At 68.6% G+C, this 12,686-nt stretch carries 5 protein-coding genes; 2 read left to right on the top strand and 3 right to left on the bottom strand.

Annotated features, from left to right (window positions below):
• Positions 1-15: 15 nt before the first annotated feature.
• Together pglX and pglW are read right to left on the bottom strand one after the other, a co-directional pair.
• Positions 16-3,651 (bottom strand): BREX-2 system adenine-specific DNA-methyltransferase PglX, encoded by a 3,636-nt coding sequence (gene pglX, locus FHX37_RS10675; RefSeq protein ID WP_141923756.1) that lies wholly within the window; start codon positions 3,649-3,651, stop codon positions 16-18.
• A gap of 48 nt (positions 3,652-3,699) precedes the next feature.
• Positions 3,700-8,328, bottom strand: a complete 4,629-nt coding sequence (gene pglW, locus FHX37_RS10680) for a BREX system serine/threonine kinase PglW (RefSeq protein ID WP_141923757.1) — start codon at positions 8,326-8,328, stop codon at positions 3,700-3,702.
• 300 nt (positions 8,329-8,628) lie between these two features.
• Here pglW and FHX37_RS10685 point away from each other — a divergent pair, with 300 nt between their 5' ends.
• Together FHX37_RS10685 and FHX37_RS22835 are read left to right on the top strand one after the other, a co-directional pair.
• Entirely contained in the window at positions 8,629-10,839 is a 2,211-nt protein-coding gene (locus FHX37_RS10685; protein ID WP_141923758.1) for a tetratricopeptide repeat protein, read from the top strand.
• Positions 10,839-10,982, top strand: a complete 144-nt coding sequence (locus tag FHX37_RS22835) for a hypothetical protein (protein ID WP_170181554.1) — start codon at positions 10,839-10,841, stop codon at positions 10,980-10,982. Before FHX37_RS10685 ends, FHX37_RS22835 begins: the two co-directional genes overlap by 1 nt.
• A gap of 286 nt (positions 10,983-11,268) precedes the next feature.
• Here the strand turns inward: FHX37_RS22835 and FHX37_RS10690 are convergent, their stop codons facing one another.
• Entirely contained in the window at positions 11,269-12,510 is a 1,242-nt protein-coding gene (locus FHX37_RS10690) for a UDP-N-acetyl glucosamine 2-epimerase (RefSeq protein ID WP_141923759.1), read from the bottom strand.
• Between the last annotated feature and the right edge of the window lie 176 nt (positions 12,511-12,686).

The raw sequence follows: 12,686 nt of genomic DNA on the forward strand, positions 1-12,686 counted from the left end.
GTACGCCAGTGGCCGCTACCTCTTCGCGGTACGCCGGCCGCGAGCGGCCCTGGCGGGGCGCCATGCCCGCAGCTCGTCGTCGGTCAGACCGTGCTCACCCTGGATCTGTTGCCGGTAATTGGCGAAGAACCCGGCGGGGGTGCCGCTGTAGGTGATGTCGAACTCGTTGTGCCACTGCTCCAGCCACGGCTGGAGCTCCAACAGTCCGGCGAGGAACGGGGTGATCTCCTCGGTGGACAGGGCCTGGTTAGTGAAGTAGGTCGCCAGCGCCTGGGCCTGCTCCCGGTGGTCCCAACCCGCCCAGCCGTACAGCTCCGGGGTGGCAGTGGTGGTGGAGCCGTACGAGATGAACCGCTCCTTGGGCACGTCCAGCTTTCCGCGCGCCTTCCAGTAGGAGGAGCGCAGGAAGTCCGCCGAGGTGTACTTGGGCGGGACCGGGATGGAGTCCCGGATCTTTCGTTTCTCGGGCTCGTCTTCGGCGGCGTCCTCCTGGCGCTGCAAGTCCCACACGTGTTCCCAGTCGGCGCGTTTCTTCATGCCAGTGGACTTGTAGCGCAGGGCGGGCAGGAACGGGACGTGCTCCTCGGTGATCAGCGCGGCGACCACGTCCGCCAACTCGGTACGGGGAGCGTAAATCCCGGCGACCGCAACGAAGTCCCCATCCCGGGAGAGCATGTCGGTGAGCCGGGACAGGCTGACCAGGGACGGCAGGTCGTTCTCGTCGTACCAGTACGCGCGGTTCTCCATCCGGTCCAGCAACCAGGACCGCAGCGCCTTCTCCTGCATAGCCTCCCAGCTCTCGGTGTTCCAGCGGCGCTTGTACTCCGGCCGCTCCACCATTCCGATGGCACGGGAGGACTCGATGGCCTCGATCCGCTTCTGGACCACCTGCCGGTACGACTCCGACCAGTGGGACGGGATCTCGGTGATGGGGGTGGACCCGTGCCGAGTGAACCACTCCCCCGAGGCTTCCCCCGCCTCGACCTGACGGGCAAGCACGATCTCGAACGCCCGCTCCCCCAGGGCGAGTTTCGGAATGTCCTCGGGGTTCGAGACGCGCAGGTCCTCATCGTGCAGGTTGTAGATGGCGTAGACCTGCCAGTCCAACTCCTCCTGGAGAGCGATCATCCAGGCCCGCATGGCCTCCCAGTTGGCCCGCGCCTCGTGGAGGGCGGGAGCGGTGGGAGTGCCGGACTCGGCGACGGCAGAGGGAGTGGCCGAGGCGAGCTGCTGAGCGTGGGAATCCAGTTCGGTGGCGAGGGTAGTGGGGTAGGTGGAGGGGAGGGGGAACTTTTCTATTTTTGTTCCGGTGAATTCATAGCGATCGGACCAAGGATGTTCGCTTACCCGTGCCCCATCCCCACCAACAGGATCTCCACCCTTTGGGTAGCTCACCATCTTGAGCCAGAAACAGGCCGTAGAACTGTTGAGCAGCCCAAGCAGCTGCAGATGCTCCTCCTCGCTCGCCCCCTCCCGCAACTTGATAACCGGAGCGGACTGCTTGAACACCTTCCCACCCCGGTCCAGAACAAACTGGTTATGCGTAGCCACAAACGCAAACGTGATGGACCAACTACTTGCTCCTTGATCCTTGGGAAGCTGATGCCATTCATACCAAGGGCGACCACGAGCAAAGTATGTCTTATCACCAAACGTAGAACGGTTTCCGAGATTCGTACGATAAGGCCAGAGAATCATAGAATTTTGAATCTTCATAGGAACAGAACAAAGAAACCCATCGTCGCCATAAGGAAAGAAAGATGAGTTTTCAGTCCATGCTCCCCAATCACGCACTTCATCGCCCGCAAAAACAGGAAGAACAAAGTTTTTTGAATAGCGAGGCCACGCCCCCGTCGGACGAATCATTATTTCGTCAGCATGCGTCATACCAACAAAACCGATTCTGACTGATTTGGAATTCAATCTACTTGCAGCAGAGGATTCTACTATTTCATTCAATTCAAGGCCGCCATCGATTAACATCCAAGGCTGAGTACTAAAGTAGCGCTCGCGTTCCAAGTCATCCACGGAGATCCACTTGCTTACGGACCCTGGATCGTCGATCTGGTTCTCGATGGCGTTCCAGACCAGCCCGTCCTCTGGATTCTCCGGCGCCTCGGGTTCGCCCTGGACACTTCGCACGGTCCGGATCGTCGGTGACCGCTTCTTCCCTCCCCGCGGAATGCCGACCAGAATCACCGTTGGTGTCCCATGACCGGGGATGTAGGCGCCCGAGGTATCGATCACCTCGGTCAGCTCCACCTTGTGGGCGAAGTACTCCTCGATGAGTTTAGTGCCGAACTCGCGCTTCATGAAGGAGTTCGCGGTGATCTGGCCGACCCGGCCGTGCCCGTTCCCCTCGGCGTCGCCCCACTTGGCCAGCTCGAAAAAGCGTTGCGCAAAGGGGACTGCTAGAACATAGAGCCCTGAACAGGAACTATACAGTTCCCGGTACAGCTTACGAAGACTCTTGTCCGCGACCTGAATATACGGCGGGTTTCCCACCACCACGTGGTAGCGGCCCGGTTCCAGGATGCCCTTGTGCTCGTGCACGTCCTCAGTGGCATACGAGAACTCGGCTAGCTCGTCCTTCTGGTCGGTGACGAGTTCCAACTCGCCCTGTTCATTCGCCTCCTGGATTCCGAATTCCAGCTGCCGGGCCTTGATCAGGGAGTCTCCCACCGCCAGGTGGATCGGCCACTCGTAGTTGCCCGCCTCGGCGAAGGTCCGGACGTTGGCCGCCGCCATCGCCGCCACCAGCAACCGGAACCGGGCGATCCCCACCGCGAACGGGTTGACGTCCACCCCGTGCACCGAGTTCAGCGCCGCCCGCACCCGCTCGTGCACCTCACGTGTGGGCTGGCGCTGAGCCCACAGCTTCAGCAGTTTCTGGAACGCGCTCAGCACGAAGTGCCCCGACCCACAGGTCGGGTCGATCATCCGCAGCTGTTCGTAGCCGAACTCCCGCACCGCCGGGTCCATCGTCCGCTTGAGGATGAACTCCTCGACGAACTCCGGGGTCTGCAGCAGCGCGTACGTGCTTCGCGCGTTCTCCGACAGGTCCTGGTACAGGTCGCCCAGGAACCGGGTGTCCCAGCCCTGTGTACCGTCTTCGCTCAGCGGGTCGGTGAAGTCGTGCGTGAGTGTGCCGTCCTCGTCCCGCTCGCGCCAGAACTCCACCAGGGCGCGGGCGCCGTCGTGGGACAGCGGGATCTGGAACAGCGGGTTGCGTTGCCGGTGGAACAGCAGGTCGCCAACGTCTCCCGCGCCGAGATCCGTGAACGCCCGCAGCAGCCAGCCGCGGTAGGTGGGATCGGGGTCGCTGTCCACGTAGGCCGCGTAGCGGTCCCGCGCCAGGTCGTGGCGCTCGATGTCGGGGCCGGTGAGGTAGGGCTCACTGATCAGGTGGTTATCCTCGGCGAACCGGACGAACACCGTGCCCAGCACCCACGCCACCGCGACCTGGGTGACCCGCTCGTCCAGCCAGCTGTTCGGCGTGGCGGCGGTGCGGCCCAGCTTGTGGGCGCGCTTGTACTCGTTGTCCAGCCGCTCCGCCACCTCGGGAACTGCTTTCACCTGCGCGGCCAGGTCGGTCTCCGCCGCCCGCACTTGGCGCTTCAGGTCGTCCAGCAATGCCGCGCGGTCGATCATGCGGTCCTCTTCTCCCCGCCGTTGGTGTGCTGCTCAGATTCGTGTCGTTCAGCGCTGCGCACCGGACCGGTGGGTGTTGTCCACCCACGCCTCCACGAGCTGGATCCACTCGCCCAGGCCCTCCTGGTACGGCACGGCGACCGTGCCCAGGCGCGGTTCACGCTTGGGGTCGCTCTGCGGGCACAGCAGCCACAGGCCGCGCCCGCCCCGCCGGGCTGTCTCGGCCAGCCGGCCCAGCACCCCCATGGCGTCGTAGCGGGCGAACACGGCGGCCTCGGTCAGCAGCACCGGCCCCGTGCCCGTCGCCGCGTCCAACCGGGCGTGCAACTGCGGCTCCACCCGCCCCCAGGCGGTGCGGGTGTACTCGGCGAGCTTCACCGCCCCCTTCGTTCCGGGTTCGGCAGCGTCCGCCCGCAGAATGGTATCCCAGGTGGGTTTGGTTCCCGGTTGCACCAGCTCGCGCATGGTCGCCAGGAACAGCGCGGTGACCGACACCTGTTCGGCGTCGAACCTGCTTTCGGGCCCGGCCAGTTCGATCACCGCCTGGTCGCTCACCCCCATCCGCACGGTCAGCGCCCGGAACCCGTCCCGCCGCGCCGAGGTGGCCAGCCGCTCCTCCGCCCGGACCGCCGCCGCGATCCGCGGGTCGTCGGCGTGGCGGGTGTGCGCACCGTCGTGGGTACTGTGCCGCCGGCCCTGTCTGGACTGGGAGGTGGAGTCGGACTCCTCGTGCGCGGGCAGGTAGCGCAGCGTGCCGGTGTCCTGGCGGGTGGCCAGGGTGAGGTCGAACCCGGCCTGGCGCAGCGCCGAGGTGAGCGGGCCCCCGGTGGGCAGGACCGAGTCACCCCGGTCGTCGGTCAGTTCCGGGAAGCGGGCCCGCACCCGGTCGTGCACCTCCTCGGCGGTCAGGCCGGGCCGGTACTCGCGGGGAATATGGGGGGTGTGCCTGACCAGGCCCGCCTGGGTGAGCCGCAACGCCCGCACCAGCGGCAGGTCCCGCGGGTAGATTTCCAGACGCGGGGTGGCGGCCGCGTTGCGGGAGGCCGCCGCGGCCACCTCGACCATGCGGCGCTCGTCCCACTCCACCGCCCCCGGTGGCGGGGCGACCGCTCCCAGTTCGCCCAGCACGGTGGTGGCGGTGGGCAGGGTGTCGAGCTGGGCGAGCCGGTCGGCCGCCCGGCCCAGGCGTTGGGCGTAGTCGAGCAGCCCCGGGGCCGAGGGGGTGTCGGGGGCGTCGTCCTCGCCGACCTCCAGGGCCAGCAGTCCCGCCCCCATCGCCTCGTCCACGGCCTCCCGGTTGGCGGAATGGCGGAAGGCGCTGTCGGCCGGAGTGAGCTGCTCCACCTCCACCACGGCCCGCACCGCGGCCAGGGCGAGTGCCCGGCGCTGGTGGCGCTTGTGCAGCCGGGTGCCGCGCCGCACCGCGAGCGCGTCGGCGAGCTCGGCGGCGGAGGCCACCCGGCCCAACCCGGTCAGCAGCTCCAGGATCTCCGCGCGCAGCTCCCGCACCGCCGAGTGTTTGTACCACCGGGTGCGCTGGGGTTTCAACAACTGCGGGATACGTCCGGGGCTGAGTTCCAGCGCGTCGGCCACGTCCTTTTGTTTCGGCCACACGCCGATCCCGGGCAGTTCGCCCCGCTCGTCGGGCAGGCGCAGCAGCAGCCGCACCATCTCCACCTCGTTGCGGTTCGACCCGTTCTTGCGCAGCTCCGGGGCGAGGATCGTGGCCAGGGTGTCCAGGCTGACCGAACGCAGGGCGTCGCGCGGCAGGACCTCGGCGTCCTCACTGGTGGCGAGCTCGCCCGCGACGGCTGACTCCCCGGCGCTGTACTTCCCGGTACCGACCTCCTCGAGTTCCTGCTTGGCCGCGTTGCGGCCCGTGGCGGTCAGCGGGGAGGCGGGGGTCTGGTTCAGTCGTTTGCCCCACTCGCGCTGGCGGCGCTGGATCTCGTTGCGGGTTTTGGCGCCCAGGCCCCGGGCGTTGACCAGTTGGCGCTTGCTGTGCTCCAGCAGCTCACCGACCGTGGTGATGCCCAACCCGTACAGGAACGACTGGGCGGCCGGGGTCAGCCCCGCCGCCGAGAGGTGGGTGGCCCGGTCAGCCTCGGCCGCCACCTGGTTGCGCTGCTGTTCAGCGGAGATCGGCTCGGCCTCGGCGAGCCCTAAGGCGGCCTGCTCTCCCCCCTCGGCGGACTCCGGCGCCGGGTGGCGGGCAACGCGCCTCCCGGAGGTCACTGTCCGCTCCGTGTCCAGGAAGATTTTGCGCCAGGCGTCCCGCATCGGTTTGAGGTCGTTGAACCGCTGTGTGGCGTCCCGGTGCAGCGCCTTATGGAAGAAAGCGACCAGCTTTTCGCGCACCGCGGGGTCGAACGCCTCCGTGGCGAGTATGGGGGAGGGTCGCGTTTCCGGGTCGGTCTGGGGTGGAGCCACCGTACCGTCACCCCAGGTGGGAAGTTCTCCCGAGGCCATCTCGTGCAGCGTGACCGCCAGGGCGTAACGCTCGGCGTGGGCGTCGTACACCGACCGGGTCAGGGTCCCCACGAACGGGTCGAGGTAGCCCTCGGTGCCCGCTTCGGTGTCCTGGGCGGGATAACCCGCCAGGGAGAAGTCGATCAGGACCAGTTCGCGGGTGCGGTTGGGGCGCACCCGGATGGCGACGTTGTCCGGTTTGAGGTCGCGGTGCCACACCCCCTCCCCTTCCAGGGAGTCGATCGCGCCGAACAGGTTGTCGCCATAGGCCTCCAACTGGTCCACCTGGAGGCGCCCGCTCTCACGGAGCTGGCGGGCCACCGTCTCCTGGCGCAGCCTGGGGTTGGTGCTGGACGACTCCTCCGGGGCGGCGTCCCGCTCGTCACCGACGTACTCCAGCGCCAGTACGGTACGCCCGCCGATGGTGAGCGGCTCCGGTTCGACTAGCTGGATGATGCCCTGGGCGGCGCGCAGTCCCCGCAGCACCTCGGCTTCGCGGGACACCAGCTCGGCGCGGCTGTCGGACAGGGCCACTTTGAACACGGCCAGGGCGCGGGTACCGCGCGTGTTCGCGTCGGCGTGCAGGTCACGTACCAGAAAGGCGCGGCTGGTGGAGCCGGTTCCCAGACGGCGGCGCACCTCCCAGCGCCCGTCCAGCACGTCCCCCGCCACGGCATCCAGCGGGTCCTTCTCCGGTTCGCTGTCCTGCGCGGTGACGGTGTCGGCGGGGGCGGTGAGGGTTTCCTCGACGAACTCCAGCATCTCCAGGAACTCGTCCACCGTGGCCAACCGCCGCTCCGGCTGGTAGGCGGTGGCGGCCTGCACCAGGTCGTCGATGTCCTCCGACAGGCCGTCCACCAGGGCGCTGGGCCGCAACCCCTCCCCCGCGTCTAGGCGGGACAGCAGCTCGGCCTGGCTGGATGCCGGGGCGGTGCCGGTGACCAGGAAGTAGGTGAGCACCCCCAGCCCGTACACGTCCAGAGCGACCGGGTCGGGGCGCGACGCGGTCAGCTCGGGGGCGAGGTAGGGGTCGGCGTCGTCGGCGAGGTGGACCGGCGACAGCGTGGTGGAGGCCAACCGCTGCCCGCCGCGGGCCGTACCGTCGCTGCGGTGCAGGGCGATCTGCCAGTCCGACACCCGCAGGCGCGGTGCGAGCCAGGCGGCGTCCTCCCCGGCCGTGTCGCCCTGGTTCGCCCGCGCGCGTGGGAGAACGTGCACCGAGCGGGCGGCCAGCGCGCGGTGGTGGATGTGGCTGGAGTGGGCCGAACGCACCGTCTCGGCCAGCTGGCGCACCAGGGCCACCCGGCCGAGGATGTCCAACTTGTCGCCGTAGTGGGCCAGGTAGTGGTCCAGGCGCAGGGTGTCGGGGTCGTGGTCGAAGATCAGCGCGGGTCCGGCCGAATGGCCCGACGGGTGATACTGCTTGAGTTCCACCACCCCCGGATGGTGGAACCGGCCCAACACGTCGGCCTCGCGGCGGGCGGCGGCCTCCACCGACTGGCGTATCGAGGAGTCCGCGCCGCGTTCGCTCAGGTAGATCCGGACCCGGACCGTCTCGGTGAGTTCGGTGTGCCGGGCCTGGTAGTCGGCCCACGTGGGGCCGGTGTCCAGAGGGGTGCGGTCCAGCAGGTAGGGGCCGACCTTGTACTGGGAGTCGCTGCGGCGGATACCGATCTGGCTCAGTGCCTTCGTGACCGCGCGGGCCTCGACCTCGGTGATCCGTCGTTTCTCGTTGGCCGGGGGCTGGCGGAGCATGTCCACGAGCTCGTCGACCGTGTAGACGCCGTTCTGGTCCTGGGGAGGAAGACGCATCCGCAGGGAGGAGTCAGTGAAGCACACCGCCGAGGAGACATAGACCCCCGCGTTGTTCTTCCCCAGCAGCCCGGCCAGTTCCCGGGCCTTCTTCGTGACCAGGTGGAGAGGGTTGCTGTGCGCGACCCGGCGGCCGCCCGGGGTGGTCTGCACCCAGGTGCCGTTCTCCGAGGTGACCTGGCCGTGCCACTCCTTCAGTTCCACCATGTGGACCCCGCCGGGGGCCACCACCAGCAGGTCGACCTCGCGCACGTGCCCACTGTTGGCGGTGAAGGTGAAGTTCGACCACGCCCGCCACGGGCCGGTGTCCGGCAGCTTCCCCCGGATGGCCTCCAGGCCACGGCGCTCGTGCTCGAACTCGGACTCGGTGACGGCCGTCCACCGCTCCTCGCGCATATGCCGCTCCCTGTCACGCGTTGTTGGCCGAAGCGCCGACCCTCCCGGCCCCGGAAATCCTAACGGAGGGGGCGACACACCCGGCGCCTCCGAACCCGCGCCCCAACGCTGCGGTGCGGAGCACCACAGGCCTTACTAACAGGTAATAATCTCCTGACTGCCGATTCCAGTGCGTCTTACGCTGCGATTTCGTGGAAACATAGGAGGGTGGCGCCCTGTAGTTCCAGCCCGGATTCCGCGGTTAGATTGGAGCTAATTACCATATTTTCCCAATTGAGCAGAATATCGAGGAATTGGTAGATGCGCTCCGGCAGTACGGGAACAGGCGACGAGGCGCAGGGCGACAGCCAGGAAACGCACCATCCGAACACCGTCTCGCGCGTCACCGGTGACGTACACGGAGCAGCGGTACAGGCGGGCACCATCCACGGAGGTGTGCATTTCCACGTTCCGTCGGGCTTCGACGGTGCCTCGTGCCAGCTTCCACTCCCCCCGCACGGCTTCACCGACCGCAAGGATGAGTTTGACAAGCTCACGCGGCTGCGGACGGAGGTCGGCACGAACCAGCAGGTGCAGCTGGCCGTGTTGTTCGGTGCCGGTGGGGTGGGCAAGACCGCGCTGGCCACCGCGTTCCTGCGTGACGCGGCGGCGGATTTCCCCGACGGGCAGCTCTATATCGACCTGGCGGGCTTCTCCCCGGATGACACCGTCGACCCTGGTGAGGCCCTCGACGTCTTCCTGCGGGCGTTGGGGGTGGCACCGGGGGAGATCCCCCGCGAGCTGGCGGCCCGCGCTGCGCTGTTCCGCCAGCGCACCACCGGAGGCCGCATCGCCCTGCTGCTGGACAACGCCCTCTCGGCGGCGCAGGTGCGCGCGCTGCTGCCCGGCGACGGCGCGCACCTGGTGGTGGTGACCTCGCGGTCGCGGCTCACCGGTCTCCTCACCCACCGCGCGGAGTTCCTCGACATCGGCCCGATGGACACGGACGCGGCGGTGCGCTTGCTCAACAGCCTCGTGGCGCGCCACCGCGACGCGATCGGCGCGCGGGTCTCGCACGACCTCGTCCGACTGGGCGGACACCTTCCACTGGCGCTCTGCGCGATCGCGGGACGCCTGGTATTGCGCCCCGAACGGTCCGCCGAGCGCATGGTGGACGAGCTGGGAGACGAGCGGCACCGGCTCGCGGTGCTTAGCCGGCACGAGGACCATTCGGTACGAGTGGCCTTCGATGCCTCCTACCTCGGCCTGCCCGAGCAGGCGGCGCGTCTGTACCGCCTACTGGGGCTGCACCCGGGTCCGGAGTTCGACACATCGGCCGCGGCGGTGCTTGCCGGTGCCACCGAGTTCGACGCCGAGGAACAGCTGGAGTACCTGGTGGCGGCGAGCCTGCTGGAGGAGCGCGGCAACGGCCGCTTCGCGTTCCACGACCTGGTGCGTATCCACGCACGCGACCGGGCCCACGAGGGCGAGGACGCCGCAGAACGCGATGCGGCCCTGGACCGCCTCTTCGCGTACTATCTGCGCACCGCCGTGGCCGCCGACCTCACGGTGAACCCGGGGCGCTGGCACCTCAGCCCCATGTTCGAGGAGGCCCGCAGACAAGCTCCGGTGTTCGACGGCCGCCAGCCAGCCATCGGCTGGCTAGCCACCGAGCTGCCCACCCTGCGCGCACTGGTGCACGCGGCCAGCGACAGCGGGCGCGACGAGACCGCCTGGCAGCTGTGCGAGGCACTGTGGATGCTGTTCAACCTGCACAAGCACTACGACGCGTGGATCACCACGCACCGCGCCGGTCTCGCATCAGCCGAGGAGCTGGACGATCCCGCGGCCCAGGCACGGATGCTGGTGGCGCTTGCCGCCGCCCACCTCAACCTCGGCGAGACCGAGACCGCCACCGAGCTCTATCGTCGTGCCTACCCGTTGTGGGAGCGAACCGGCCACCGTCAGGCCCAGGCCGCGGCACTGGAGAACCTGGGAGTCGCCGACCTTGTGCTCGGGGACCCGCGCTCCGCCATCGACCGGTTTACCCAGGCCCTGTCCGCGTTCGAGGACGCGGGCGAGGAGCGCGGCGTCGCTATGGTCAGACGCCGGCTGGGTGAGGCCCACCGTGACGCGGGTGAGGTCGACGCCGCGATCAGCTACCTCACCCGCGCCAGCGAGTATTTCGACGGTACCGGTGACGACTATGTGACCTGTCGGATCCTGGTGGGGCTGGCGGACTGCCAGATCAGGGCGGGTGACCTGGACACGGCTGAGCGCACCCTCGATCGGGCCTTCTCGGTCAGCCAGCGGGCCGAGGCTCCGATGGAGACCGCCCGGGTGCACCAGATGTCGGGGGAGCTGGCCGGGCTGCGTGGCAGCGCCCGAACAGCGCGGCGGCACCTTCGACAGGCACTGACCAGCTATACCGAACTGGGCGCCCCCGAAGCCGAAACCGTACGACAGCACCTTGCGAGCCTGGAGGAGACCGGCGGTGGCCGTGAGGACAGCGCCGATGCAGGGCCGCTCTGATGGTGTCGACGATCTCGGGAGCCAACGTGGTGGACGGGTCCGCCAACTCGGTCGGCCGGAACCCGACCGCCACCCAGGTGTGCAGGAAGGACAGGGTGAACGCCATCTGGCCCGCGGTGGCCAACCAGGGAAGGGTCAGCTGACCGTGTCCGCGGATTGCGGCCGACGCGCTGTCGCCGTTAGACGCCGCCGCGACCACGCAGCCGGGCCACGCGTCGAGCACGTGCTCGGCACGCACGCCGGGCGACCGTTCGTCCTCCGCGTCGAGCACGATGACGTCGGCCGAACCGAACCGGCCATCCCTGCCAGACCCCCTCGCCCACACGAGCTCGTCGACAACATGGTTCGCGCCCCGGGTGGGGTCGCCGGTGCCCGGTACGGCACCGGCGTCCACTGTCGTGAGCACGCCGCGAAGCGCGACTGGTGGGGTCATCGCGACTCACCCTCCGATCGCGGAACCATCCGAGGAAGGGGAGCGAGTGCCGTCTGGGGCGGAGCGTCCGGCTCGGGCAATCGCAGCAGCCGGTACATGGCCCTGCGGATGCGGGACGCCGACTCCCCGGGAACGGACGACACGAGTGGGGCGTACCAATCCCCGCGCTCCGGGACGTGTTCCGCGATGGCTGTGCGCACCTGGGGCTCCAGCGCCGATCCGCGGTCGAGGAACGGCGAGGAACGTCCCAGGAGCTCGATGGCCGATCCGGGGTGCACCTCGTCGTGCGGGAACGTCGCGAGCAGGGTCGGACGGCCGAGGGCGGCCCCGTAGAGGGTGACGGAGCCGTGGTCGCCGATCACGAGGTCCGCGGCGACCAGCGCCGCTTTCCATCCCTGCTCGGGAGGGAGCAGGTCGGCTCCTTGCCGCTGCGCCTGGGCCAGCCACGCCTGGATCTGCCGGCGGCCGTGCCACGCCCACGTCAGCGGGTGCGGAACCGTAACCACCCGGTAGCGATCCGGTGGCAGCGTGTCCGTCAGGGCGGACGGCAGGGTCAGGTCGCTTCCGAGAAGGGACCTGGGTCCCCATGTTGACGACACCACCACCAGTGAACGGTTGTCCTCCACCTCCAGTGCGCGCCGGTACTCGGCGCGGTGCGGCAGGCTGGCCCGCAACCGGTCGAACACGGGGTCGCCGACGATCCGGGTCACCTGCTCCAGTTCGGGTGCGAGGTTCGCAAGGGCGTCGCGGTGGCGTTCGTTGGGGACACCGAGCGCGGCCGGGATGACCCGGCCGTTGGTGATCAGACCGCCCGCCACGAGACCGGTCGCGTACCGGGGTGCGCGTGGCCCGTGCCCGCCGGCACGCGCGGCCAGTTTCCCCGGGCCGGCCCCGTGCTCCAGCGTGAGTACGGGGGCGTGGAGCTGCGCCATCTGGTGGCCCGGGTTGGCGGCGACGGCGAGATCGAAGGTGGTCGACACGGCTGCCTGCCATGGGACTACCACGCCACCCAGACCGCGGATGAACTCCTCACCGGACTGGGCGAACGGTGATCCGGGAGCCGCCGTGTACAGCACCTGGATCCGGGGGTCGTGCTCGAGGAGGGGCACCACCTCCGCCAGTCGCGTGCCGGCGGTCAGGTGGTGGACGACGACGAGAACGGTGCGCTCGGGTGTGTGGGTCGCCCTGTTGTGTGCGTTGGGGCCGGGCAGGAGCGGCGTCCATGAGCTCTCGTACACGGTGGCTACCTCCCTGGTGATCTCGTGCGGAGACTCACCGGGAGGCTGCTCCGGCGTGCTTGACGGACGGCTTGCACAACGGTGGCACCGGCTGCCCGCCCGCCTGCATCCGCCTTGCAGAACGCTGGACGGGTGACTGTCACCCGAGAAGAGGTCCCAGATAGGGATAAAATTTT

The sequence above is a fragment of the Haloactinospora alba genome (assembly GCF_006717075.1).
Lineage (GTDB): Bacteria > Actinomycetota > Actinomycetes > Streptosporangiales > Streptosporangiaceae > Haloactinospora > Haloactinospora alba.